Source organism: Streptomyces sp. NPDC015346, assembly GCF_043078785.1.
Taxonomy (GTDB): domain Bacteria; phylum Actinomycetota; class Actinomycetes; order Streptomycetales; family Streptomycetaceae; genus Streptomyces.
Genome location: NZ_JBIBTW010000004.1, coordinates 22,882 through 46,355, shown reverse-complemented (window position 1 = coordinate 46,355; position 23,474 = coordinate 22,882). Strand labels below are relative to the sequence as shown.

Here is a 23,474-nt window from a genome sequence, read left to right as displayed (position 1 = left end):
CCTATGCGCCGGGTCCGACAACGCGCCGCACCGTGAACTCGCCCGCCGCGACCCGGGCCCGCAGCTCCTCGTCGACCGCGACCTCGTCCGGAGAACGCACCACCGACCCGTCCGCCCGCTGCAGCACGGCGTACCCGCGCTCCATCGTCGCGGCAGGCGACAGCGCCCGCACCCGCGCCCGGGTGTGCGACAGCTCCGAGTCGGCCCGGTCGAGCAGGTGTCCCAGGGTCCGGCGGCTGCGCGCCAGGAGCGCGTCGATCTCCTCCTCGCGCAGCTCCACCATCCGCTGCGGATGCTCCATGACCGGGCGCGCGAGCGCGTGCGCGAGCCCCCGCTCCTCCCGGTCGATCAGCCCCCGCACGGTCCGCAGCGCCCGGTCCCGCAGGGCCTGCACCCGGTCCAGCTCCTCCCCGACGTCCGGTACGACCTTCTTGGCGGCGTCCGTCGGCGTGGAGGCCCGCAGGTCGGCGACCAGGTCCAGGAGGGGAGCGTCGGGTTCGTGGCCGATCGCGGAGACCACCGGCGTACGGCAGTCGGCGACCGCGCGGATCAGCTGCTCGTCCGAGAACGGCAGCAGGTCCTCCACGCTGCCGCCGCCCCGGGCCACGATGATCACGTCCACCCCGTCGTGCGCGTCCAGCTCCTTCACGGCCTGGACGACCTGCGGCACCGCCTTCACGCCCTGCACGGCGACGTTGCGCACCTCGAACCGGACGGCGGGCCAGCGGCGCCGCGCGTTCTCCAGGACGTCCCGCTCGGCGGCGGAGGCGCGGCCGACGACGAGGCCGACGAGCTGGGGCAGGAAGGGCAGCGGCTTCTTCCGGTCGAGCGCGAAGAGCCCTTCGGCGCCGAGGCTCCGCTTCAGCTGTTCCAGGCGGGCGAGCAGCTCGCCGATGCCGACCGGCTTGATCTCCACCGCGCGCAGGGACAACTGCCCGCGCGGGGCGTACCACTCGGGCTTGGCGTGCACGACGACCCGGGCGCCCTCGGAGACGATGTCGGCGACGGCGTCGAAGACCTGGCGGTAGCAGGTGACGCCGATGGAGATGTCGTACGAGGGGTCCCGCAGCGTCAGGAACACGACCCCGGCACCGGGCCGCCGCGACAACTGCGTGATCTGCCCCTCGACCCACACGGCCCCGAGCCGGTCGATCCACCCCCCGATCAGCCGGGAGACCTCACCGACGGGCAGCGGCGCTTCAGCGGACGTAGTCAGAGCCATGCGCCGAGCGTAGTGGCCCTCTCCGACAACGGAGGGCGCCCGACCCCGTCCACCAGGGCGCCCGACCCCGTCCACCAGGGCGCCCGGCCATGTCCGCCAGGGCGCCGGGCCCCCGCCAACTCCTGTCCCCGTCCCCAGCCCTACACCCGCCTGGTCGTGCCCTGCACCGCGAGGACCACCAGGCCCACGCCCAGCCACACCACGCCCACCACCTGTGCCGACGTCGCCGCCTCGACGATCACCGCCACCAGGATCGCCGCCCCCACCACCGGCAGCACCACATGGCGCAACCAGTGCGGCTGCCCCTCCATCCGCCGTACCGCGAACCACCCCACCACGCTCGCGTGCAGCATCACGAACGCCGTCAGCGCCCCGATGTCGACCACCGACACCAGGTGGTCGAGGCCGTCGTCCCGCTGCGCCGCCCATACCGCCGCCACCATCGTCAGCGCGGCCGCGAGCAGCAGCGCGAGCCGCGGAACACCCGAGTCCGTACGCGCCAGCAGACGCGGCAGCCGCCGCTCCCTGGCCATGGCGAAGAGCAGCCGGCCCGCGGCCGCCTGCCCCGCCAGCGCGGCGAAGGCCGCGCCGATCGCCTTCGACGCCGCCACCAGATCGTGCAGCCAGGTCCCCACCGACGCGTCCACCGCGTCGTAGAACGCCGAACCCTGCTTCGCGGGCTCGGCCGCGAGCTCCGCCGACGACAACGGCTCCAGGAGCGCCACCAGATACGTCTGGGCCACGAACAGCACCCCCGCGAGCGCCAGACAGAACAGCACCGCCCGCGCCACCTTCTGGGAACCCCCGGTGACCTCCTCCGCGAAGGAGGCGATCGCGTCGAAGCCGAGGTAGGAGAGCACGGCCACCGACACCGCGCCCACCACGGCCGCCGTCGAGAACGAGGCGTCACCGGTCAGCGGCGACCACCAGTCGCGCCGCGCCCCGTCGCGTACGAGAACGACCACCGCCGAGACCACGAAGACCAGCAGCACCGCGATCTCCATCGCGAGCACCGCGAAGCCGACCCGCGCAGCCGCCCGTACGCCCCACAGATTGAGCAGGGTGGTGATCACCACCGCGATCCCCGTCCACACCCACCGGTCCACCCCGGGGACCAGCGCCTCCATCGCGATGCCCGAGAAGAGGTACGCGACGGCCGGGATGAGCATGTAGTCGAGCATCGCCATCCAGCCGGCGATGAACCCGGGCCCCTCGCCGAGCCCCTTGCGGGCGTAGGTGAAGACGGAGCCCGCCAGCGGGGCGACCCGCACCATCTGCGCGTAGCTGTACGCGGTGAACGCCATGGCGACCGTGGCGACGACGTACACCAGCGCCACCGCGCCGCCCGACTTCGCGTCGAGGGTGCCGAAGACGCCGACCGGGGCCATGGGGGCGATGAAGAGCAGCCCGTACACCACAAGGTCGCGGAAGCCGAGATTCCGTCGCAGTCCGGTGTGCTGCGCCACCTGTGCTTCGTCCGCCATGCGCACCAGTCTCGGCCACGCCGTCGATCATCCGGATGACCGACGCGGCCGTGGGCCGGGCCCGCCACGGGGCGGCCTTACGATGGGACGCATGACTGCTACGCCCGCGTCGACGCCCGCGACCCACCGTCCGAAGCGTGTCCTGCTCGCCGCTCCCCGTGGCTACTGCGCGGGCGTGGACCGTGCCGTGATCGCCGTGGAGAAGGCGCTGGAGCAGTACGGCGCGCCGATCTACGTCCGCCACGAGATCGTGCACAACAAGTACGTCGTCCAGACCCTGGAGCGGAAGGGCGCCATCTTCGTCGACCAGGCGACCGAGGTGCCGCCGGGCAACATCGTGATGTTCTCCGCGCACGGCGTGGCCCCCACCGTCCACGAGGAGGCCCGGCAGGGCCGTCTCGCGACCATCGACGCGACCTGCCCGCTGGTCACCAAGGTGCACAAGGAAGCCGTCCGGTACGCCGAGGCGGACTTCGACATCCTGCTGATCGGCCACGAGGGCCACGAAGAGGTCATCGGCACCTCCGGCGAGGCCCCCGACCACATCCAGCTCGTCGACGGCCCGGAGGACGTGGCCAAGGTCGAGGTCCGCGACCCCTCCAAGGTCGTCTGGCTCTCCCAGACGACGCTCTCGGTCGACGAGACCATGGAGACGGTGGACGCGCTGCAGGAGAAGTTCCCGCAGCTCATCTCGCCGCCGTCCAGCGACATCTGTTACGCCACCCAGAACCGCCAGCTGGCCATCAAGGAGCTCGCCGGCCAGGCCGAGCTGGTGATCGTCGTCGGCTCGAAGAACTCCTCGAACTCGATCCGCATGGTCGAGGTCGCCAAGCAGGCCGGCGTGCCGGCCGCGTACCTCGTCGACTTCGCGAGCGAGATCGACGAGGCCTGGCTGGAGGGCGTCACGACCGTCGGCCTCTCCTCGGGCGCCTCGGTCCCGGACGTCCTGGTCGAAGAGGTCCTCGCCTGGCTCGCCGAGCGCGGCTACGGAGACGTGGAGATCGTGAAGACCGCCGACGAGTCGCTGACGTTCTCGCTCCCCAAGGAGCTCCGCAACAAGGACCTGCGCGCGGAGGCGGCGGCTCTCCTGGAGGAGTGATCGCGAGTGATCGCGCCGGGGCGGCGTTTCCCCCTACCGTTGGGTCCATGAACGTCTTCGGAGTGGACATCGGCGGTTCGGGGATCAAGGGCGCTCCCGTGGATCTGGAGCGAGGCGATCTGACCGAGCCGCGCCACAAAGTACTGACCCCCCAGCCCGCCACACCTGACGATGTGGCGGGCTGCGTCGCGGAGGTGGTGGAGAACTTCGGCTGGTCGGGACCTGTCGGGGTGACCTTCCCCGGTGTGGTCACCGGCTCGACGATCCGTACGGCGGCCAACGTCGACAAGGCCTGGATCGGCGTCGACGCGGGCAAGCTGCTCGGCGACCGGCTCGGCGGCCTGCCGGTGACGGTCCTGAACGACGCGGACGCGGCCGGGGTCGCCGAGATGACCTTCGGCGCGGGCCGGGGCCGTAAGGGCACGGTGATCCTGCTGACGCTGGGTACGGGCATCGGCTCGGCGCTCTTCGTCGACGGCCGGCTGGTGCCCAACACGGAGCTGGGGCATCTGGAGCTGAGGGGGCACGACGCGGAGAAGCGGGCCTCGACGAAGGCGAAGGAGGACGAGGACCTCAGCTGGGAGCACTGGGCGACGCGGCGGGTGCAGAGGTACCTGGCCCATGTCGAGATGCTGTTCTCGCCGGAGCTGTTCATCATCGGCGGGGGAGTGAGCCGCAAGGCGGACAGGTTCCTGCCGCTGATCGAGGGGATCAGGGCGGAGATCGTCCCGGCGGAGCTGCAGAACAACGCGGGCATCGTGGGCGCTGCGATGGCGGCGGCGGGACGGTAGCAGGGGTCTCGCCGGTCGGGTCAGGGGTCTCGCTGGTCGGGTCAGGGGGCGGGGCGGCGGGCCGGGTGGCCGCGGAGGGCCGCCGCCGCGGCGGCGGCCCGCTGGCGGCGCCCCATGTCCCGCACCTTGCGGACGCTGGTGATCAGACCGGCGACGAGCGTGCCGCCGTAGAGCCAGCCGGCGTGGACGGCGAGGGCGGTGACGACCGCCATCGCCTGCCCGCCGAAGCCCCCCGTACCGCCCGAGATCGGCACCACGCCCACGGCGAAGGCGATCGGGACGCTGATCGGGGCGGTGACGAGGTCGGCGGTGCGGACCCAGAGCGCGGTCAGGGCGCTGACCGGCAGGAACAGCAGGCCGTAGACGATGGGCGACCCGTCGAGGAGCAGCCAGTCCAGGAAGCCGAGCATCAGCATGGCGGCGGAGGCGAACAGTCCCGCGCCGAGGCCGGTCAGCCGCGGGTTGGGCAGCCGCCGCAGGGCGAGGACGACGGGCGGCGCGGGCCGGCCGGCGGGCACGGCCCGCTCGACCCGGCCGCGACCGGGCCGCCCGGTGCGGGCGGCGACGCGATAGACGGAGGCGCCCTCGACGAGCGCGCCGGGCGGCGTGAGAGGGGTTTGCGGCCGCCGACGGCCTTGCGGCTGACTTGTCCTGTGCTGCTCCACCCCACCAACGTAGGTCGGGAAGGGGCCGGGCAGCGGCACAGGACACGCCCTTTGGGTGACGTTGCCGCCCGGTTCGGCCGAAGACCGCCGTCCGGCGCCCGTCGTCGGCCGGTTCACGCCGCCCGTAAACTGGGGAATCGGCCCACCATCCACACCGCCTCCACACCGCTAGGGAAGTCGCCAACGTGTCGCTCACGATCGGAATCGTCGGTCTGCCGAATGTCGGCAAGTCGACCCTGTTCAACGCCCTGACCAAGAACGACGTGCTGGCGGCCAACTACCCGTTCGCCACGATCGAGCCCAACGTCGGCGTCGTCGGTGTCCCCGACGCCCGCCTGACCAAGCTGGCCGAGATCTTCAACTCGCAGCGGATCCTCCCGGCGACGGTCGACTTCGTGGACATCGCGGGCATCGTCCGCGGCGCGAGCGAGGGCGAGGGCCTGGGCAACAAGTTCCTGGCGAACATCCGCGAGTCGGATGCGATCTGCCAGGTCATCCGCGCCTTCAAGGACGAGAACGTCGTCCACGTCGACGGCAAGGTCTCGCCGAAGGACGACATCGAGACGATCAACACCGAGCTGATCCTCGCCGACCTGCAGACGATCGAGAAGGTCCTGCCGCGCCTGGCGAAGGAGGCCCGGATCAAGAAGGACGTGGGCCCGAAGGTGGCGGCGGTCGAGGCGGCCAAGGAGATCCTGGAGCGGGGCGACACCCTCTTCTCGCAGGGCTACCTCCAGGGCTCCGAGAAGGCCGAGCTCCTGCACGACCTGCACCTGCTGACGACGAAGCCGTTCCTCTACGTCTTCAACGTGGACGAGGACGAGCTGACCGACGACTCCTTCAAGGACGAGCAGCGCGCGCTGGTCGCCCCGGCCGAGGCGATCTTCCTCAACGCCAAGCTGGAGCAGGACCTGGCGGAGCTCGACGAGGAGGACGCCATGGAGCTCCTCCAGTCCGTCGGCGCCGAGGAGCCGGGCCTGGCGACCCTCGCCCGCGTCGGCTTCGACACCCTGGGCCTGCAGACCTACCTCACGGCCGGCCCCAAGGAGTCCCGCGCCTGGACGATCAAGAAGGGCGCGACGGCCCCTGAGGCGGCCGGCGTGATCCACACCGACTTCCAGAAGGGCTTCATCAAGGCGGAGGTCATCTCCTTCGCCGACCTGGTGGAAACGGGCTCCGTCGCCGAGGCCCGCGCGGCGGGCAAGGCGCGCATGGAGGGCAAGGAGTACGTGATGCAGGACGGCGATGTGGTGGAGTTCCGCTTCAACGTCTAATACGTCCGGCGAAAGGCCGTCTGACCTGCGGCGGAGCGGGTTGGGCGGCCTTTGTGGTCCGCACAGAGTCCGCAGCGTGCTGACTTCGGTCAGCGCGCGGGGGAGCGGCTACGCCGCTTCGCCGACCTGCGGCCGGGCGTCGGCGGACTGGTCCGCGTACGCCTTGTCGACGGCGGCCCGGGTCCGCTCCTCGGAGTCGGGCCACAGGTGGGTGTAGATGTTCAGCGTCATGGCCGCGTTGGTGTGGCCGAGGCGCTCGGAGACCGTCTTCACGGACTCGCCGTGCTTGATCAGCAGGCTGGCGTAGTGGTGCCGGAGGGCGTGGGGTCCGGTGCCCTTCGCTATGCCGGCCTTCGCGCAGGCGGGCCGCCAGGACCCGTCCATGAAGTGCGTGTAGACCACGGGTCCGCCTTGCGGCGCCGTGAAGATCCAGCCCTCGGGCCCATCGGCGGGGAAGTCCCGCAGGTGGGCCTTCACCGCATCCACCGCCATGCGGGGGAGCGGGACCGTGCGGTGCGAACGAGCGGTCTTGGGCGGGCAGACGTACACGCCGTGCTTGGCGGTCTGCTGGATCTGCTGCTCAACCGAGACGGTCGCGTGCAGCAGGTCAACGTGCCGGAGCTGGAGGCCGAACAACTCGCCGGGACGGAGCCCGGTGGCCGCGCCGAGCAGCACGAGGCCCTTGTAGCGGGCGGGCATCTCCTCGGACAGTGTCCGCACCTGCTCGACGGCCAGCGGCACGATCTTCTTCCGGGGCACCGAGGGCAGCTTCGCCTCGGCGCAAGGGTTGTGAGGGATCATGCGGTCACGGACGGCCGCCCGGAAGACGGCGTTGACCGTGTTGAAGACCGTCCGTGAGGTGCTGGCGGCCAGCCCGTGCGTGGTGGTCAGGCTGGTGACCCAGCTCTGTACGTCGCCGGGCTTGATCGCGCCGAGTGCCCGCTTCTCCCAAGCCGGGTAGACGTAGCAGCGCAGGTGCTGGGCCACCGCCTTGGCCGTGGAAGGCCGGTGCGGCTGGATGGCCCGCCATTCCTCCGCGTAGTCCTTGAAGGGCTTCTTCGCCGACCGCGGGTCGACGTACTGACCGGTGACCAGGCTGGCCGTGACCTCGTCGATCCACCGTTGGGCGTCGATCTTGCGGTCGAAGTGGCGGGCGTGCTCCTTGCCGTCGAGGTCGCGGTAGCGAGCACGCCATTTGCCGTTGGGGCGCTTCTGGATGTTGGCCAAGTGGCCTCTCCTTCTTGTCGCTTGTCAGTAGTGGCCGCCGTCCTCGATGTCGCTGCTGAGCGTGCGAGCGTCGCGCTCGTCGCCCATGAGACGGAGGCACTGCTCGTGGATCGCCCGCGAGCTGTCGGGATGGGCCTTGATGTGGTCGGCGATGGCGACCACGGCGTGATGGAGGCGGTCGCGCGCGTCTCGGGCCTCGTAGAACGCCTCGACGGCCTCTTGGGCGAGCCGTCGACTGTCGATGTCGAGCCCCTCCAGGGGCGGTGACATCAGCTCTTCGAGAGGAAGCTCGAAGACGCGGGAGAAGGCGAGGGCCTCGTCGAGGTTGATGCGCCGGCGGGGGGTGCCGTTCTCGATGCGCCAGACCGCTGTCTGGTTCATCTTGATGCCGGCTCTGGTCACCCGCTCCGCCAGCTCGGTCGTGCTCCACCCTCTGACCTCGCGCTCTAGGGCGACGCGTGCGGCCACGTTCCCCTCGCTGTACAGCAGTGGCACTTCGCCACCCTCGGGCTTGTCGCCTGCCATCGAACCTCCATCATCACCATCGCTATCCCAATTGAAACATGAGCTTCCCGATTTGGGTAACCGCCGGTCCTGGGGTACAGCTTTATGCAGATCGAATCGCCGCCTAGCCGAATGGGAATGCATGCGATACCTGACCACCACCGAGGTCGCCGAGCGCTACCGCACGGCCGAGAGCACCGTCCGCTACTGGCGCCACATCCAGAAGGGGCCGCGCGGCATCAAGATCGGCAAGCGGGTGCTGTACCCCGAGGCGGAGCTGCTGCGCTACGAGCGCACGCTGATCGACGGCCAGGAGGAATGGGGCTTGGCCTCGTGAGCCACCGACAGGCCCAGACACAGCAACGGCCCCCGGCGCGCCAACGCCGAGGGCCGGAGATTCCCCTGCACGTCGCCCATCCCTGAACGAACGAACCGGTGAGAGGCGGGACCTTGCCCATCCCGTCCCTCACCTGAGAGGAACGTCTATGGAGGACCCTACGTCCCCCGCCGCCCCGAACGCATCCGAGGTTGTCTGGCCCACCCCCGCGGTCCCCGGCCAGGGCATTCCCTGGCGCAACGGGGACCGAACGGAGTCACGGTCCCCAGCTTCGACGGGTGTTCCGGTCGGGGACCGAAACTCCGCCAGCGTGGAACATGCGCAGGTCAGCGCCTTGAGGACCGGTCCCATCGAACCGGAAGCCGGGGACCGGACAGAGAGTTCCGGTCCGCCGGTCCCCGAACCCGGTCCCCGCATACCGGGCGAGCACGGCGCACCCCGAGCCGATGGTGAGAGCCACGGTCCCCGCGCATCTGCGGGGACCGTTGCCCCCGACGGCGGATCGGGGACCGGGGACCGCGCCGGTACGAGCGGCGAGACGGCCAAGGAAGGAGCCGCGCTGCTGGATGACCTACGTGTGGCGATCGGCCGGTACGTGGTGCTGCCGAGCGAGGAGGCACTGACCGCGGTCACCTTGTGGGTGGCGGCCTCCCACATCCAGCCCGCCCTCCAGCACGCACCGCGCCTGGCGGTGGTGGGGCCGACCAAGGGGTGCGGCAAGTCCCGTGTCCTGGACGTGCTCCACGAGACCGTGTCCCGGCCGATGATGACCGTGAACACCTCGCCGGCGGTGGTCTTCCGGATCATCGGCGAGGACCCGCCGACACTACTGGTGGACGAGGCCGACACCATCTTCGGCCCCAAGGCCGGCGACAAGGAGGACCTCCGGGGCCTGCTGAACGCCGGACACCAGCGCAACCGCCCCGCCTGGCGGATATCCGGCCCGGAGCACAAGCCCACCGCGTTCCCCACCTTCGCCATGGCCGCGCTGGCAGGCATCGGCGACCTGCCGGACACGATCATGGACCGCGCCGTCGTGCTCCGCATGCAGAAGCGCAAGCCCGGCGAGAAGGTCGCCCCCTTCCGCTCCCGGCACTCCGTCCCGGAACTGAACGCGCTGCGCGACCGACTGGCGGCATGGCTGACCCCACTGCGCGGGACAGCGCACCGACTGGTGCCACCGATGCCGGTCGAAGACCGGGCCGCCGACACCTGGGAGCCCCTGGTCATCGTCGCCGACCTGGCCGGCGGCCACTGGCCCGCCCAGGCCCGTGCCGCCTGCCTGGCAATGACCCGGAACGAAGTGGTCCAGGACGAGCAGACGACGCTGAAGACCCGGTTGCTCCGGGATATCCGACGCGTCTTCGAGCAGCAGGGCGACCGGGAGGCGCTGCGCAGCCACGACCTGCTCGCCGCCCTCCTCCAGGACGCCGAAGCACCGTGGGCCGAGTACGGAACGAAGGGCCTGAACGCCTACCACCTGGCCAACCTGCTGCGCGACTTCGGCATCAGCCCGGCCAACCACCGCTTCGAGAACGGCAGGCAGGCCAAGGCGTACGCCCGCAACCAGTTCCTCGACGCCTGGGCCCGCTACTGCCCCGACGCTGCCCAACCGGCCCCCGCAGCACTGGAGTCCGTGCCCGCACGCCGAGTCCCGGGCAAGCCGCCCGCCCCTCCGTCCGGGGCGCTGCCCATCGGTCCGCCTGGCGGACCTGCCGGCCCCAGGCCCACTCGCTGACACCAGCTCCGTATCAGTCCGTCGCATCCGTCCCCGCGCAGGTCAGCGCGGGGACGGAGTTCCTCTCCAATACGGATCACTCCGTACCTGCGACCGTCTCCGTACCTGTCTTGACCAGCTACGGGACGGATGCAACGGACGTGACGAAGCCCCACCGCACACGACCACCGGAGCACCACCATGCCCGACACGAGCACCGACACCTCCCCCACCCGCCGCTGCAAGGGATTCTTCGGCCTGGCCCGCCGATCAGCAGCAAGCTGGAGCGAACGAGCCTCTAACGAGGCTTCGTCCGAGCTTGCCCCCGCCCCAAGGGTGGCGGAGGAGGAAGCCGAGCGCCAGGGGGCGCCCGAGCCAGAGGAGGGTGTAGCCGACTCCGTCGCCCCTCCCACTCAGCCGCCGGCCGATGTCCAACCGCCCGTCGAGCAGCCCTCCTGGCGGGATCTCGATGCCCCGGTCCTGCCCACGCTGATGAACCGCAAGCGCACCGTGGAGAAGCGCGACCAGGAGAAGACCATCCGCTTCACGCGGACTGCGGTTGGTGTGATCAGCGCCGCCGCTCACCAGCGCGGTCAGAAGTTCGCCGGATTCGTCGGGGACGCCGCCTTGGCCGTTGCCCTCGGCAAGGCGGGGCTGGTCGGCAGCCCGGAGGACGACCCGGTCCGCCCGCTGATCGAGGCCGTCGAAGCACAGACGGTCGCGCTGAACCGCATCGGCGGCAACCTCAACCAGATCACCGCAGCCATCCACCGAGGAACGGTGCCCGAGCGCGCCGAGGCGGTGCTGGACCGCGTCGAGCAAGCCGCCGAGAGCAGCTACCGGCTGATCGACCAGCTCCTGGCGGAGGGCACCGCGCATGGTTCCTGACGTCTCGACCGGCTCCGACACCCGCGGACTGATCGTCTACCTCTTCGGCCCCGGCCGCCGCGACGAACACACCGACCCTCATATCGTCGCCGCCTGGGACATGGTCGGCGCCCCCGACCCCGGCCGCGACCCGGCAGCCACCTACACCCAGCTCGCCAAGCGCCTCGACACCCACGTCGACCTGCGCACCCGCGAACTGGGCGGCAAGAAACCACCTCAGCACGTCTGGCACTGCCCGGTCCGCACCGCACCCGGCGACCGCTACCTCACCGACGCCGAGTGGGCCGAGGTCGCCCGCCGCATCGTTCACGCCACAGGCATCGCCCCCGAAGGCGACGAGAAGGCATGCCGGTGGATCGCGGTACGCCATGCCGACGACCACATCCACCTCATGGCCACCACCGTCCGCGCCGACGGCCGCCGCCCCAGCACCCACCACGACGGACAGCGCGCCCAAGCCGAATGCCGCAAGATCGAGGCCAAGTTCGGCCTGCGCCGCCTGAAGTCCGGCGACCTCACCGCACCCCGCACCCCCACCGGCGCCGAACGCGCCAAGGCCGAGCGCCAGGGCCAGACCGTCACGGCACGCCACTGGCTGCGCGAGCAGGCGTACGCGGTCGCCGCCGCCGTACACAACGAAGCCGACTACTTCACCGTCCTGCAGTCCCTCGGCATCAAGGTCAAAACCCGCCTCGGCCCCGAGACCGGCGACGTCATCGGCTACAGCCTTGCCGCCCCCGGCGACACCAATGCGGCCGGCGAACCCGTCTGGTACGGCGGCTCCAAACTCGCCCCCGACCTCTCCATTAACCGCCTACGCGAACGCCTCCCCGACCAGGACATGGCCGACCACCCCCGATATGTGGCGGACCCCGCCGACCGATGGCGCCACACCACCACCGCCATCCACGCGGCGCACACCGTCCTCGACTCCGGTGACGATGCCGCCGCCCAGGGCCACCTGGCCGCCTTCGGCGACGCCCTGTACAACATCGCCAGCGCCACGACCGGCCCACACCGGGTGGAACTACGGGCGGCGGCGATGGCGTTCAATCGCGCCCGCCGCTCCGCCACCCGCGCCGACCACCAGGGCGCCACCGCCCTACGCAAGGCCGCCAAGGAACTCGCCTACGCCTCCAACGAGCCGGGCGGGCTCGCCATCGCCCTGCTCTTCGCCACCGTGCACCTGGCCCGCGCCGCCGCCAAGTGGCACGAGCAGCGCGGCCACGCACAGCAGTCCGCTGCGGCCGAAGAAGCCTTCCGCCACCTCCAGGCGGGCTACCAGCAGGCCGCCACACCCGTCCTGGCGGACTTGGCCCGCCGAGCACCGCGAGCCGCAACCGCCCGCCGCTTCGAACAGGATCTTCGTGCAGCTCTCCCCGACTACGCCGACCGGATCCTCGCCGACCTCACTTGGACTGCCCTGACCACAACCCTCGCCCAAGCCGAGACCGCCGGCCACAACCCCCGACGCCTCCTGGCCGAGGTGGGCACCCAGCGGGAACTCGACAGCGCGGAACGCCCCGCCGAGGTCCTCAACTGGCGCATCACCGCTCAGCGGAACAGGCGGACGCAAGCGGCTCGCAGCCGAAGCACCACCAGCGGCACCTCGGCCATGTCCGCCACGCCACACCCTCCGGCCACACCAGTGGCCACGAAGCCCGAAGAACGCAGTCGACACCGCTGACGCCACGGCCCGATGTCCCCGCCACACATCATGGCGGGGACATCCGGGCGATTAAACGGCCGGCTGCTTGCCAGCCACAAAGCTGCTCACGTTGATTCCCCACGCGCTCCGGTGGACAGGTGTGTCGCTCCGGTCGGCCTCGCACTCAGGTGAGGCCGACCGGCGAATCACGCTTCAGGAGCAGTTCCACTCCTCGCTGGGCAGCGCGTGCCACAGGTCGAGCCAGGCGTGGAGCAGGAAGAGGGGGCGGGTCAGGACGACGTCACCGGCCCGCTGGGAGCGGATCGCCAGGCAGAGGTCGGCGAAGACCGGATCACCAGCGACGCTGTACGCCAGGCTGCCGGGCCGTGTTGTGCGGTGGACCAGCCAGTCCTCCACCTGGGAAGGTGCGCAGCCGGTCAGCGGGGCCGCGTCCAATCTCACCTGGGGGCCGGTGAGAGCGTCTGCGGCGACGCACCCCAGGCGGTTGTCATGGAAGAGGGCCCTGATCCCGCTCTCAGTGAAGTCGGCGTAGTTGAGCTGCTGGTCTTCGCCGTGGTGGGAGTAGGACGAGACAGCCGGTCCTTCGCCGAGGACGCGGGTGATCTCCTCCAAGGTCATCCCGAAGTGCAGGGGGCCGACTCCCACGTACGGCGTGAACGTCCACTCGGCACGCTCCTCCTCCCGGGCGATCCGCCACGGGCCGCAGTACCCCGCCTCGCTCCCCGGGGCGACCACCGGCGGCTCGGGTGCAGATTCTTGCGAGGAGGCCGATCTGGGCGTGGTCCGGTCCTCACGCCGACGGCCGAGTCGTTCCGGAGCCGCGGTGTCCTCGGGCTGCTCTTCCAGCCAGCGGATCGCCTGCTCCTGCTCCTGCTCCTGGCCGCCGAACGGGTCCTCCGCCAACTCGCCTGCCCGGCCCAGGGCCGCGCGGCGCTCATCCTCCGCAGTGACGAGGCCGATGACATCCTTCCCCCAGGCAGCCAGCCGTTCCCGGGCGATCCACCGGTAGTACGAGTCCGCGCTCACGGCAAGGACCTCGCGAACGGCGGGCGCGTACCGGGGTACGGACGAGGCGAGGGCGGGGTCGGCCAGGAGCAGGGCGGTGGCCGCGAGCGCGGCCTCCCTCACCAGTGGATCGTCGTCGTCGCAGAAATCCGCGATGCGGTCGTGGAGTATCGGCCTTGCCGCACGAGCGGCAGCCAGATCCTGCGCCGCGCCGACGCCGTCCTCGACGTCCAGGCGGGCGATGTCGGCAAACGAAGCCAGCCAGTTCAGCAGTTCGGCGCGAAGCGACCGCCGACCGGCCCTGCGCTCCCACCGGCCTTCGGCGAGGGTGCGCGGATCGTCGAGAAGACGGGCGAGGACCAAGGCCGCCGGAGCGGTCGCCGGAAACACCTGCTCCCGATTGAGGAGCAGCCGATACAGATCCCCCACCGCCCGCACCCGACGGGCCGGGTCGGTGGCGAGCACAGCGCCGAGGATGTCCGGTGTGTCAGGCACACCGTGCTGGCCAGTACAGACGTGCGGCAGCCCCTCCCAGGCGGTGCCGGCGAGCTCTGCCTGTGCTCTGGGTGGCAGAGAGCCGGCGGGAGCATCAGGAAGGTCTGGGGGCATCTCGTTGATCACGGCCGCAGTGTTCCAGCCGACTCCGACATCAGCGCCGCCGATACATGCCACAAACCGCAGGCGGCTCACGCTCGAGCAATACTCTGATGCCCTCGCTGCTCGTGGCAGCGAGGCCATCAGTCGTCAGGCGGCGCGGGCTGTGGGTAACTGCGCGACCCACCTCGTGACCTCGGTCAGGTGCTCGGGCTGTAGACCGAGGTGCGGGTCGGGCTGAATGAGGAGGGTCGCCGTTCCCTTCGCAGTGCGCTCCACCGCCCATTCGTGGTCGAGGTCGGTGAAGTCGTCGTCGATCCAGACGGCGGGGGCGTCGCCCAGCCAGGCGTCGACGTGGTCACGCTTCCACAGGTAGCCGTTGGGGTGGCTGGTGGTGATCTGGGGACGCGGCAGGTCGATGTACGGCAAGGCCGGGAGGTCGAGAAGCGGCCCGATGAGGGTGGCGGCGTCCTGCCGCCAGCTGGTGCACCAGACGGGGATAACCAGGCCGGTGCGGATCACGTCCATGAGCAGGCGGCCGTGGTCGGGGTGGAGCCAGACGGTGACCGGGTTGTCGGCGCTGCGGCCGGCGGGGACGACGTCGTGGCGGGCGTGGGTGGCCGGGGTCGAACCGTCCGCGTTGGGGAAGGGGATGAGGACGCCGTCGATGTCGAGGAGCAGGTAGGGCGGGCGCATCGGTCCTCCATGGGCGGGGTGAACGTGGCTGTCAGAGTTTGCGGGCGCGGATCAGCAGGGTGGTGGGCCAGTGACCCATGCGGGGGTCGTGGAACTCCTGGGCGGAGGTGAGCCAGAACCCGGCCTGGTTGAGGTGCTTCTCCCACCGGTCGGTGCCGAACTCCCATCGGGCGATGGGGAGCCGGGTGCGGTCGGGGAGGGTGACGAAGTCGCGGCGGGGCCGGTCGTCGCCGGAAGGGCTGCGGCCACCGCGCTGCGGGTGCGGAACGGAGAAGGCGAGCACCCGGCCGGGCGTGAGGCGCTGGGCGATGGCCGGGAGCAGGAGCTCGGGGGCGACGAGGCCGACGGCGCCGAAGACGGAGTAGATAGCGTCGAACTGCTCGTACTCGTCGGAGGCGTGCAGGTAGTGCAGGGCGTGGCCGGCGACGAAGGTGAGGTTGTTCAGCCGTCCGTAGTGGGAGCGGGCGCGGCGGACCTGGAGGCCGACCAGGTCGACACCGGTGACGTGGGCACCGTGGCGGGTGGCGAGGTGGGCGGCGTTGTGACCGGGGCCGCAGCCGAGTTCCAGGAGTCGCTTGCCGCGCAGGTCGGGGCCGAGGATCTCGGCCCCGGGCCCTTGGCCGGGTCGGGTGGTCCACTCCATCCGGGCAGGCACGGCCAGAGGTTCGGCGAGTCCGGCGGCGGTGCGCTGCAGTGCGTGGGCGTGCCACGGGGATGCCTGGGCGAGCAAGTCAGATCTCCAGGAGGTGGAGGACGTCGGTGAGGTGGCGGCGGACGGCCTTGATGTAGGCGGGGTCGGTGGCCGGGTCGTTGATCCAGCGGATGGACTGCTCCATGAACCACTCGACGGCCCACATGCGGTGCCAACCCAGGGCCCAGTTCTCCGCGGTGAGTCCGCCTCGCGGGGCGAGGGCGTCGGGGGTGCCGCCGGCGGTGACGTACTGCTCCAGGAAGACGCGCAGGCGTACGGGATGCGGGGGCTCGATGGTGCCATGCCAGCTGGCGAGATCGAGCAGGCCGGGGCCGGTGAAGGCGCGGGCGAAGTCGAGCAGCCGCCAGCCGCGCTCGCCGATGTGGAGGCTGGTGGGGTGGAACTCGGAGTGCACCCAGCCGAACGGTTCCAGAGTCGCTCCGGCCGAGCGGGCTTCGGCGGCCTTGGCGATACGGTCGAGCGCGTCCTCGACGTCGTCGGTGTCCTGCCACCGGTCGGCCTTGCGCAGCCGTTCGAGGTGCTCCAGCGCCCTGGCCGGGAGCGTCTGCAGCCGGTCCTGGTCGAGGACGGGCAAGGGCGGAGCCGTACGGGTGCCGTGCAGGACCACCGCCGCGGCGACGCCGTCGAGGTCGTCGGCCTCGCGGACGGACGGCCCGAGGTCCTCCATGAGCATGCCGAGCCAGCCGTCCAGGACGGCGGAGGCGTGGACCTGGGGGACGGGGACGCCGAGCGTGTGGGCCAGGCGGAGGGCCTGGTCCTCGCTGTCGAACGGCTTCTTGGCGTACTTGAAGATGGCCGTGGTGCCGTCGGGGAAGGTGACGCGCTCGACGCCGGACATGGACCACACGCGCACCTCCTCCCGCGCGGCGGTGGTCTGGCTGGCCATGGTGAGCAGGTTGTCGAGGAGTTCGGCGCTGGGGTTCACGGTCACGTGGGGGCTCCAGTGGGGTGAGGCGTCAGGGGCGGGCGAGAGGTGCCGGCCCGCCCCAGAGCCTGATCGGGTGGGTTACGCGGCGGGGTTCACGCGGTGGGCGTAGACCCGCTCGATCCAGCCCGCCTTGAACGCGGCGAGGTCGTCACGGAAGGCGGCCATCGAGGCACCGTAGGGCGCGACGACGCCGCCGGTCTGGTCCGGCACGGACTGGCAGCCGTGCACGAGCCGTCCGCCCAGGGCGGCGTGGGCCTTGATGGACTCGATGCGACGGTGCTCGTTGAACCAGCCGCCGTGGTAGACCTCGTCGAGCATCCCGCCCATCTCGTCGTCCAGGTCGAAGACGACGGAGGTGGCGGCGGGGAAGAACCAGCACGGGCCGACGTTGGAGATGTGCCCGTCCAGCTCGACCTTGTTGAGCGCCATGAGCGTGGCGGCCTCGCGGAGCATCCGCAGATGGCCGGCGGTGATCTGCGGGAGTCCGAGGCCGGCGAGGTGCTCGTCGCGGAAGAGGTACGCGTACACCTCGTACGCGGTGGACAGCACCCGAGCCGCGTCCGAGGTGGACTCGGCGTGGGCCTTGATGAAGTCCAGCGAGAGCTGCTCGACCGCGCTCTCGGTCGTCTCGTCCGCACCGAGGAGCTGGGCCTTGACCAGCTCCCAGTCGGCGACGAGCCACGTGTTCGACTCGAAGCGGAAGAAGTACTCGGTCGGGTCGAGGGTGATGCGCCGGCCGTCGACCTGGATGCCGGGCAGGCGGCTCCAGCGCGGGTCGAACGCCTCGGGCAGCTCGACCGTGATGGCCGTGGTGTCGATGGTGGTCATTGTGTCTCCGTCTCTGATCGGCCGGGTCCGGGCATAGGAATGCCCGAGCCCGGCGTGGGCGTACGGAACTTCGGGGTGCCGCCCGGACCAAGGGGGAGCCTGGATCACGGTCGCGCCGTTCCGGGCGGCTGCTGATAAGTGAACCGGCGGTCACGCTCAGTGGGTACGGTGGAAGGCAGTTGAAGCGGTATACGCGGTTTACAGCTCCAGGACGGAGGCGTTCGTGGCGGCGCAGAGAGAACCCAACTCCCGTCTGCGCGAAGTCATCGCGGTGGTCGGCTGCACCTTCGAGGCCCTCGCCAGAGACGTGCGGCGCATCGCCGCCGAGAACGGCGAGATCCTCCAGACCAACAAGTCGGCCATCTCGCACTGGGCGAACGGCACCCGCGCCCCGTCGGGCCGGGTAGGTCAGTACCTGGCCGAGGCGCTGTCCCGCCGAGCGGGGCGCACCATCACCCAGACCGAGATCGGCCTCCGCGCTGGCGAGGCCGAACGGCAGGCCGAATCCGACCCCGTCCTCGCGGTCACCGACCTGGGCCGGGCCGACGTCGAGCGCCGCCGCTTCCTCGCCATCGCGGCCTTCACCACCGCCGGCGTCGCCATGCCGCTCGGATACGACCACGAAGCCACTGCCCGCACGCTCCGCGCCCGCACCGGCACGTCCATGGTCGGGGCGGAGGATGTGGACGTCGTACGGCAGATCACTGCGGCCTTCAGCGCGGCCGACGAGCGCCTCGGCGGCGGGCACGGCTTGACCACCGTCACCGCGTACCTCGCCGACACCGCAGCCCCCATGCTGCGCGGACGCTTCCCCAGCGAAGGCTTACGCCGGGCCGCCTTCGGCGCCGTCGCCGAACTCGCCTACCTCGCAGGGTGGAAGCACCACGACCTCGGCGAGGAAGGAGCCGCCCAGCGCTACTACCAGGTCGGCTACAAGCTCGCCTGTGAAGCCGACCCCCACGGCCACGCAGCCTGGATGATGCGCGCCCTCGCCCACCAGGCCCTGAGCCTCAAGCAGCCCCACCACTGCGTCGACCTCGTCGAAGGCGCCCTGAAGCGCGGCCTCGGCCACGTCGACGGCCAGACCGAGGCCCTTCTCCACATCACCCACGCCCGCGCCTACGCAGCCACGAACGAGAACCCGTCGGCCGCACGCGCCCTGCTCGCCGCCGAGGACGCCCTCCTACGGGACGACGGCCCTCAGCCCAGCTACTCCCGTGTGAGCGGCCCCGCCGCGGGCACCGTGGCCAGCCACACCGCCCGCACCCTGACTGACCTCGCCGACCACATCGGCACCGAACAGCAGCACCGAGACGCCCTCACCCGCTGGGACCCGGAGAAGTACAAGCGCGTCCACGCCCTCACCCACGCAGACCTCGGCGACAGCCTCGCCGCCCAGGCACGCGCCGACGAGGCCGTTGCCGCCTGGACCCAGGCCCTGGTCCTCATGGAGGGCATGACCTCCGACCGCACCCGCAAGGCGATCACCTCGATCCGCTCCACTCTCGCGGTCTACCAGAGGCGCAAAGTGCCCGGTGCCGCTGATCTCGCTCGCCGCGCCCGCGAGGCCCTCGCCTAACATGCCCAACAACCCGCCCGACGAAGGGAACACCGTGGCCCAGCAGACCGACGACCAGCCGAAGGCCCTCAAGCCGGCGCTCGAATCGATGACCCTGCTGGTCGCCGCGGTCATCGTCCACGACAAGGCCACCAACCGCGTAGTCCTCCTCCAGCGCAGCGAGAACGCCAAGTTCGCCCAGGGAATGTGGGACCTCCCCGTCGGCAAGAGCGAGCCCGGCGAGCCCATCACCGAAACCGCGGTCCGCGAGCTCTACGAGGAGACTGGCCTCACGGTGAAGCCCGAGTCCCTCAAGGTCGCCCACATCATCCACGGCGCTTGGGGCGTCGAGGCCCCCAACGGCTTCCTCACGGTCGTCTTCGCCGCCCACGAATGGACCGGCGAACCCGAGAACCGCGAACCCCGCAAGCACTCCCAGGTCCGCTGGGTCGACGCCAACGCCATCCCCGAGGCGTTCGTGGATACCACGGCCAGCGCCCTCCACCATTACCTGAATGACGGCTCGGAGGTCTCGCTGGACGGCTGGTCGGCAGCGTGAGCATCACGCTGCTCCACCTCATACCCAAGGACCCGCACTTTTCGCCTGCGCCCGCTGCGAGCGAGGCTGCGCAAGCCCGGCTACGACAACTGGTTCCTGAGGCGTTGGGCGGTTACGACGTCTGGCACATCCCCGGCACAGCCTTCATTGATCCCGGGGAGAACTGGTGTGGTGTCCGGTGCCCCGTATGCGGCTCCGACATCGAAGACTGGTGGGGCGACGCGATGGACACGGCAACGCTTCCAGACGGCTATTTCGACGCGCTTGCCGTGACGATGTCCTGTTGCTCTGCCCAGACGGACTTGAACGCCCTCGACTACGTCGAGGCTGCGGGTTTCGCCAGGTACAGCCTCGTCACCACAGACCCAGAATGCGAGCTGCCACTACCGCCAGCCACCGTCCAGGCGCTGGAGGACCTCCTGGGCACGGACCTGCGACAGGTCATCGCCCGGTACTGACGTCAAGCGCTGGCTTCGCTAGGCGGGGCCGCTCGGAAACAGAAGCTCGTACGGCAGGTGATCGTCGTCAGGTACGCACGGCACGTAGTCCGGGGCCGTGCGTGCGGCCACAGCCAGCAGGCGAGCGGCAGCCTCCTCCTCGGAGAGGGAGGCAAGCCCGAGGGCGTGCAGAAGGCGGTCGCGCTCGGCGTCGAAGTCTGGGTGGTCGGCCCGAAGGCCCGAGCCGAGCTCGCTGATCGCGAAGCCCTTCGCCAGGTCGCGCCAGAAGGGCAGGACCACGATGAGGGCGATGGCCTCGACGAGGTCGGCGCCGATCAGTGTCGCCTGGCCCTCCGAGTCGGCGTACAGGACGGGCCTCTCCTCGGCCCCGGCTTCCCCGCACAGGAAGTAGGTGCCGCCAGCGCCGCAGCCGGCTATCGGGTGCAGGGGAAGCCCGGCGGGAAGGGCAAGGTCCTCAATGGGGTCCCGGCGCTCGATGTCGAAATCGCCAGGCCAGGCGAGCGCGGCAGCAAGGGAAGGCTCCTGCTCGATCCGAAGGAGTAGATCGTCTGGTGCGGTCATGGGCGGAACGTAACAGCTCCCTCGGACGTCTGGTGCGGCTGGCCTGCTGATCGACGCTAAGCGGTACTGTCAGTAGGGCGTGGCACAGTTCGGCCATGAGCTACGACCTGGCGGTGTGGGAAGGCAGCAAGCCCGCTGACGATGTGATCGCGGGCGAGGTCCTCACCCAGCTGTACGACCGCTACATCGACACGGAGGAAGAGTTTCCACCGTCACCGCGTATCGCGGAGTACGTTGCTGGGCTCTTGGCGCGATGGGTGGATCTCACGGAGGACGAGGAGGACACCTCCCCTTGGTCGACGGGGCCGTTGATCGGCGAGGCGGCCGGGCCGTTCATCTACTTCCCAATGCGGTACAGCATGGCCGAGGAAGCGTCGGCCTACGCTGCGGACCTCGCGGCATCGATGGGGCTTGTCTGCTTCGATCCGCAGCTTCGGCTGCTGAGGCCGTGACTGCTTCCGCCCGTATGCGTGTGTAGCGCCCCGGGAAGGCAGCCAGTAACCCGCTCACTCGTGCTGGCGGGCGGGACAGCACGGTATGGAATTCTGCCGTCCTCAATACCGTGCTAGAGGTTGCGAAGCACAGTGCGCAAAGCGGCAGGAAGGCTGTCTCGTTGGAGTCCGCTCTTCTCGTGCTGGCGTGCTCGCCGGCCTGTCTCGTGGCGCACCTCGACGCCGTAGCGCCCACGTGCGTCCTGTACCGCGCAGACCGAGACTGCCTTCGCCGTGTTGGTGGCGCCCCCTTCAAAGCATTGGTCGTGACCGTCGTGGGGTGTGACGCGGCGCCAAGGTCTGTGAGGGCGTACACATTGAGCGAGTTGGTTTGCGAGAGCTTGCGCGCTGCTGGGACGAGCAACTGGATCGAGAGAGAGTCCTCGCTCGACGACGCTGCCGAGGCCCTGGGAGACATGCGGGGCGACATCGCGCAGTTTGTCGAACTGGCCGTGGAGAATTCGCTCCCTGCGGGCGCTTCGTCCCAGGGTTATCGGCCCGTTCGGGTACTGCCCGGACAGGAGGTAGAACATGGTGGCAGCCAGCGAGTAGACGTCTGAGGCCACCGAGCATTTGCCTGTACTCAGTACCTCCGGAGCTACGGTGGCGTATGTTCCGTTCGCGGCGGTATAGCCGTCGGCATCCATCCGCGCGGCAAAACCAAGATCTCCCAGCAGGACGTTGTTGCCGGTGTCGACGAACGCGTTGCCTGGTTTGACGTCGCGATGCAGTAGGCCGGCGGCGTGGACGCGCTCAAGTCCGTGCCCGAGCTGCTGGCCCCAGCGCACCGCCTTGGCGATGTCGATGCCGAACGGTACTGAAGCTGTTTCAAGATCGCCGTCCATGACGGGCATCGTGATGTAGCGGATGTCGGTCCCGCTGGCGATGTCGGCGTTGTAGACGGGGAGGAGGTACTGGCTCTGCAGCTCCTTGAGCGCCTGGGCTTCGTCCCACGTGGCTGGCTGACCTGACTGCGGTTCGAAGAGCTTGAGCGCCACCTCTGCGCGCAGATGCTCGTCCTCGACCCGATAGACCTGGCCACCAGCCCCGCCCCCGAGGTGTTCCAGCACCTTGTAGCGATCACTGATGCGGTTCCCGACCTGGTGGTTACCGACCTGGGCGATGACCGTTCCCGACATGCCTGTCACTCTATAGTGCTGTGCATGGAGGTACTTGGGATCAGTGTGGGCTTTCCAGCGGCAGGGCGAGGCCCTGTAGTTACCTGCGTTGTCCTGGGAGGATCGCAGGACGAGCCCCAGATTCAGGAGGCTTGTGAGCTTCGAACGGCGGCGTTGGAGGTCATCGACCAGGTTGAAGACCTGGGGCGCATGCTCAGTAGCAAGCTCTCGGCCTTGAATCCCAACGCCGTGGTGATCTGCGTTGCGGACGTTAGTCCCGCCGGGAACCGCAAGGCGGCACCCCGACATCGCCTCATGATCGAGGGTGCTCTCGGATACGTGTGTCGCGATCACAAGATCCAGCAGGTTGTGTACCGCAACGGCAAGGAAGTCGGCGAGGCGCTTGGCCTGAGCAAGGCGGAGGCACTGGCACGCGGTAAGACGCTGGACTCTAAGCGATCGGTGGCCGCTGCTGCGGCCCTTACGGGTTTGCCCGCTGCATCTACTACAGACCCGAATCTGTCGTAGACAAAGAGCGGGTCGGCGGTCGTTCTCCGAGGACGTCCAATACATCTACGCCGCAGTCTGCGGCCTGCGCTGCAACCGCGGTCAGTTGATGGAGGACGACTGCGTGGATACGCCGTGCTCCGCGGCTGCGGGCGTGGCGGGCGGCCTGCGCCACCGTAGTGCCGCTGGCAAGGTTGACGTCCACGATCAGTACGTTCTGTGAGGCTGCGGCTGCCTGCGAGGACAAGCTGACCAAGTCGCTGCATGACGACAGGAGCGCGCCGACCAAGCGCTCGGCAACGGGGCTGGCGGCAAGGACCGCTTGGGCGCCGCACTGGCGAGCGACAGCGATCACTTGCTCGGTGGCGTCGCGTAGTGCACCCGGATCGGTGAGGCGCTCGATGTTGCTGTGAGCCGTGTCCACGGCGTCCAACAGATCGCTCATCGGTACACCCCCATAGGATCGCTGGCTTTCGGTATGTGCAGTCTTGATGGGCAACGGCGGCGTGCCAATACCGACGCTGATTCCGTTACCAACGACACTGCCTTCGGCTGCTGCGCGCGGCAAGCCGAACGGCTACC

25 protein-coding genes are annotated in these 23,474 nt (G+C 70.0%); 12 read left to right on the top strand and 13 right to left on the bottom strand.

Features of this window, described 5'->3' with window-relative positions:
- Position 1: 1 nt before the first annotated feature.
- Together xseA and ACF06X_RS15200 are read right to left on the bottom strand one after the other, a co-directional pair.
- Positions 2-1,222, bottom strand: coding sequence for an exodeoxyribonuclease VII large subunit (xseA, locus tag ACF06X_RS15205; RefSeq protein WP_392287748.1), 1,221 nt, complete (start codon positions 1,220-1,222; stop codon positions 2-4).
- Between the two features lie 140 nt (positions 1,223-1,362).
- On the bottom strand, positions 1,363-2,706 hold the full coding sequence (locus ACF06X_RS15200) for an APC family permease (RefSeq protein WP_392287747.1): 1,344 nt from the start codon (positions 2,704-2,706) through the stop codon (positions 1,363-1,365).
- Between the two features lie 82 nt (positions 2,707-2,788).
- Between ACF06X_RS15200 and ACF06X_RS15195 the strand changes: the two genes are divergently transcribed.
- Both ACF06X_RS15195 and ppgK read left to right on the top strand, forming a co-directional pair.
- The gene (locus ACF06X_RS15195; protein WP_392287746.1) at positions 2,789-3,805 is read left to right on the top strand and encodes a 4-hydroxy-3-methylbut-2-enyl diphosphate reductase; all 1,017 of its coding nucleotides are present in this window, start codon (positions 2,789-2,791) and stop codon (positions 3,803-3,805) included.
- Between the two features lie 47 nt (positions 3,806-3,852).
- Positions 3,853-4,596 (top strand): polyphosphate--glucose phosphotransferase, encoded by a 744-nt coding sequence (gene ppgK, locus ACF06X_RS15190; protein ID WP_392287745.1) that lies wholly within the window; start codon positions 3,853-3,855, stop codon positions 4,594-4,596.
- A 41-nt stretch (positions 4,597-4,637) separates the two neighbouring features.
- On the opposite strand, the gene ACF06X_RS15185 is transcribed toward ppgK, so the two are convergent.
- Positions 4,638-5,261, bottom strand: coding sequence for a DUF6542 domain-containing protein (locus tag ACF06X_RS15185; RefSeq protein WP_392287744.1), 624 nt, complete (start codon positions 5,259-5,261; stop codon positions 4,638-4,640).
- 185 nt (positions 5,262-5,446) lie between these two features.
- On the opposite strand from ACF06X_RS15185, the gene ychF reads away from it, so the two are divergent.
- Complete coding sequence (gene ychF, locus ACF06X_RS15180) at positions 5,447-6,535, top strand: redox-regulated ATPase YchF (RefSeq protein ID WP_392287743.1); 1,089 nt, start codon at positions 5,447-5,449, stop codon at positions 6,533-6,535.
- 108 nt (positions 6,536-6,643) lie between these two features.
- Here the strand turns inward: ychF and ACF06X_RS15175 are convergent, their stop codons facing one another.
- A complete protein-coding gene (locus ACF06X_RS15175) occupies positions 6,644-7,762 on the bottom strand; it encodes a tyrosine-type recombinase/integrase (RefSeq protein WP_392287742.1) in 1,119 nt (372 codons plus the stop codon).
- Positions 7,763-7,786: 24 nt separating this feature from the next.
- A complete protein-coding gene (locus ACF06X_RS15170) occupies positions 7,787-8,287 on the bottom strand; it encodes a helix-turn-helix transcriptional regulator (protein ID WP_392287741.1) in 501 nt (166 codons plus the stop codon).
- Between the two features lie 121 nt (positions 8,288-8,408).
- Between ACF06X_RS15170 and ACF06X_RS15165 the strand changes: the two genes are divergently transcribed.
- The 4 genes from ACF06X_RS15165 to ACF06X_RS15150 all read left to right on the top strand — a co-directional run bounded on the left by ACF06X_RS15165 (position 8,409) and on the right by ACF06X_RS15150 (position 12,895).
- Positions 8,409-8,603, top strand: a complete 195-nt coding sequence (locus ACF06X_RS15165; RefSeq protein WP_043473837.1) for an AlpA family transcriptional regulator — start codon at positions 8,409-8,411, stop codon at positions 8,601-8,603.
- A gap of 577 nt (positions 8,604-9,180) precedes the next feature.
- Positions 9,181-10,341 (top strand): DUF3631 domain-containing protein, encoded by a 1,161-nt coding sequence (locus ACF06X_RS15160; RefSeq protein WP_392287740.1) that lies wholly within the window; start codon positions 9,181-9,183, stop codon positions 10,339-10,341.
- A gap of 315 nt (positions 10,342-10,656) precedes the next feature.
- Positions 10,657-11,208, top strand: a complete 552-nt coding sequence (locus ACF06X_RS15155) for a hypothetical protein (protein ID WP_392288410.1) — start codon at positions 10,657-10,659, stop codon at positions 11,206-11,208.
- Positions 11,198-12,895: a relaxase/mobilization nuclease domain-containing protein gene (locus tag ACF06X_RS15150; RefSeq protein WP_392287739.1), complete on the top strand. Its 1,698-nt coding sequence runs from the start codon at positions 11,198-11,200 to the stop codon at positions 12,893-12,895. The genes ACF06X_RS15155 and ACF06X_RS15150 overlap by 11 nt, the downstream gene beginning before the upstream one ends.
- A gap of 174 nt (positions 12,896-13,069) precedes the next feature.
- Here ACF06X_RS15150 and ACF06X_RS15145 read toward each other — a convergent pair whose 3' ends face one another.
- From ACF06X_RS15145 to ACF06X_RS15125, 5 genes are all read right to left on the bottom strand, one after another.
- Entirely contained in the window at positions 13,070-14,377 is a 1,308-nt protein-coding gene (locus ACF06X_RS15145) for a hypothetical protein (RefSeq protein ID WP_392287738.1), read from the bottom strand.
- A 249-nt stretch (positions 14,378-14,626) separates the two neighbouring features.
- Positions 14,627-15,172: an HAD domain-containing protein gene (locus ACF06X_RS15140; protein ID WP_392287737.1), complete on the bottom strand. Its 546-nt coding sequence runs from the start codon at positions 15,170-15,172 to the stop codon at positions 14,627-14,629.
- Positions 15,173-15,203: 31 nt separating this feature from the next.
- The gene (locus ACF06X_RS15135; RefSeq protein WP_392287736.1) at positions 15,204-15,902 is read right to left on the bottom strand and encodes a class I SAM-dependent methyltransferase; all 699 of its coding nucleotides are present in this window, start codon (positions 15,900-15,902) and stop codon (positions 15,204-15,206) included.
- A 1-nt stretch (position 15,903) separates the two neighbouring features.
- The gene (locus ACF06X_RS15130; RefSeq protein ID WP_392287735.1) at positions 15,904-16,815 is read right to left on the bottom strand and encodes a phosphotransferase family protein; all 912 of its coding nucleotides are present in this window, start codon (positions 16,813-16,815) and stop codon (positions 15,904-15,906) included.
- 75 nt (positions 16,816-16,890) lie between these two features.
- The gene (locus ACF06X_RS15125; protein WP_392287734.1) at positions 16,891-17,640 is read right to left on the bottom strand and encodes a hypothetical protein; all 750 of its coding nucleotides are present in this window, start codon (positions 17,638-17,640) and stop codon (positions 16,891-16,893) included.
- A 223-nt stretch (positions 17,641-17,863) separates the two neighbouring features.
- On the opposite strand from ACF06X_RS15125, the gene ACF06X_RS15120 reads away from it, so the two are divergent.
- Genes ACF06X_RS15120 through ACF06X_RS15110 form a run of 3 tightly spaced genes read left to right on the top strand, consistent with a single transcriptional unit; the run spans position 17,864 to position 20,215 of the window.
- On the top strand, positions 17,864-19,219 hold the full coding sequence (locus ACF06X_RS15120; protein WP_392287733.1) for a tetratricopeptide repeat protein: 1,356 nt from the start codon (positions 17,864-17,866) through the stop codon (positions 19,217-19,219).
- 1 nt (position 19,220) lies between these two features.
- Positions 19,221-19,757, top strand: coding sequence for an NUDIX domain-containing protein (locus ACF06X_RS15115; RefSeq protein ID WP_055418056.1), 537 nt, complete (start codon positions 19,221-19,223; stop codon positions 19,755-19,757).
- Positions 19,754-20,215 carry a hypothetical protein gene (locus tag ACF06X_RS15110; protein ID WP_358795806.1) on the top strand — a complete coding sequence of 154 codons (462 nt, stop codon included), beginning with the start codon at positions 19,754-19,756 and terminating at the stop codon, positions 20,213-20,215. Before ACF06X_RS15115 ends, ACF06X_RS15110 begins: the two co-directional genes overlap by 4 nt.
- A gap of 18 nt (positions 20,216-20,233) precedes the next feature.
- Here the strand turns inward: ACF06X_RS15110 and ACF06X_RS15105 are convergent, their stop codons facing one another.
- Positions 20,234-20,776 carry a hypothetical protein gene (locus tag ACF06X_RS15105; protein WP_358795807.1) on the bottom strand — a complete coding sequence of 181 codons (543 nt, stop codon included), beginning with the start codon at positions 20,774-20,776 and terminating at the stop codon, positions 20,234-20,236.
- A gap of 95 nt (positions 20,777-20,871) precedes the next feature.
- On the opposite strand from ACF06X_RS15105, the gene ACF06X_RS15100 reads away from it, so the two are divergent.
- Positions 20,872-21,228: a hypothetical protein gene (locus tag ACF06X_RS15100; RefSeq protein ID WP_358795808.1), complete on the top strand. Its 357-nt coding sequence runs from the start codon at positions 20,872-20,874 to the stop codon at positions 21,226-21,228.
- A gap of 113 nt (positions 21,229-21,341) precedes the next feature.
- On the opposite strand, the gene ACF06X_RS15095 is transcribed toward ACF06X_RS15100, so the two are convergent.
- Complete coding sequence (locus tag ACF06X_RS15095; RefSeq protein ID WP_318197186.1) at positions 21,342-22,406, bottom strand: serine/threonine-protein kinase; 1,065 nt, start codon at positions 22,404-22,406, stop codon at positions 21,342-21,344.
- 24 nt (positions 22,407-22,430) lie between these two features.
- On the opposite strand from ACF06X_RS15095, the gene ACF06X_RS15090 reads away from it, so the two are divergent.
- On the top strand, positions 22,431-22,913 hold the full coding sequence (locus ACF06X_RS15090) for a hypothetical protein (protein WP_392287732.1): 483 nt from the start codon (positions 22,431-22,433) through the stop codon (positions 22,911-22,913).
- Here ACF06X_RS15090 and ACF06X_RS15085 read toward each other — a convergent pair.
- The gene (locus ACF06X_RS15085; RefSeq protein WP_392287731.1) at positions 22,891-23,337 is read right to left on the bottom strand and encodes a phosphoribosyltransferase; all 447 of its coding nucleotides are present in this window, start codon (positions 23,335-23,337) and stop codon (positions 22,891-22,893) included. The genes ACF06X_RS15090 and ACF06X_RS15085 overlap by 23 nt on opposite strands.
- Between the last annotated feature and the right edge of the window lie 137 nt (positions 23,338-23,474).

Excerpts from the sequence above, each read along its gene's own strand:
- ACF06X_RS15150 (WP_392287739.1), top strand. The coding sequence starts at position 11,198 with ATGGTTCCTGACGTCTCGACCGGCTCCGACACCCGCGGACTGATCGTC.
- ACF06X_RS15085 (WP_392287731.1), bottom strand. The coding sequence starts at position 23,337 with ATGAGCGATCTGTTGGACGCCGTGGACACGGCTCACAGCAACATCGAG.
- ACF06X_RS15115 (WP_055418056.1), top strand. The coding sequence starts at position 19,221 with ATGCCCAACAACCCGCCCGACGAAGGGAACACCGTGGCCCAGCAGACC.
- ppgK (WP_392287745.1), top strand. The coding sequence starts at position 3,853 with ATGAACGTCTTCGGAGTGGACATCGGCGGTTCGGGGATCAAGGGCGCT.
- ACF06X_RS15090 (WP_392287732.1), top strand. The coding sequence starts at position 22,431 with ATGGAGGTACTTGGGATCAGTGTGGGCTTTCCAGCGGCAGGGCGAGGC.
- ACF06X_RS15200 (WP_392287747.1), bottom strand. The coding sequence starts at position 2,706 with ATGGCGGACGAAGCACAGGTGGCGCAGCACACCGGACTGCGACGGAAT.
- ACF06X_RS15125 (WP_392287734.1), bottom strand. The coding sequence starts at position 17,640 with ATGACCACCATCGACACCACGGCCATCACGGTCGAGCTGCCCGAGGCG.
- ACF06X_RS15195 (WP_392287746.1), top strand. The coding sequence starts at position 2,789 with ATGGGACGCATGACTGCTACGCCCGCGTCGACGCCCGCGACCCACCGT.
- ACF06X_RS15095 (WP_318197186.1), bottom strand. The coding sequence starts at position 22,406 with ATGTCGGGAACGGTCATCGCCCAGGTCGGTAACCACCAGGTCGGGAAC.
- xseA (WP_392287748.1), bottom strand. The coding sequence starts at position 1,222 with ATGGCTCTGACTACGTCCGCTGAAGCGCCGCTGCCCGTCGGTGAGGTC.
- ACF06X_RS15165 (WP_043473837.1), top strand. The coding sequence starts at position 8,409 with ATGCGATACCTGACCACCACCGAGGTCGCCGAGCGCTACCGCACGGCC.
- ACF06X_RS15170 (WP_392287741.1), bottom strand. The coding sequence starts at position 8,287 with ATGGCAGGCGACAAGCCCGAGGGTGGCGAAGTGCCACTGCTGTACAGC.
- ACF06X_RS15105 (WP_358795807.1), bottom strand. The coding sequence starts at position 20,776 with ATGACCGCACCAGACGATCTACTCCTTCGGATCGAGCAGGAGCCTTCC.
- ACF06X_RS15140 (WP_392287737.1), bottom strand. The coding sequence starts at position 15,172 with ATGCGCCCGCCCTACCTGCTCCTCGACATCGACGGCGTCCTCATCCCC.
- ACF06X_RS15100 (WP_358795808.1), top strand. The coding sequence starts at position 20,872 with ATGAGCTACGACCTGGCGGTGTGGGAAGGCAGCAAGCCCGCTGACGAT.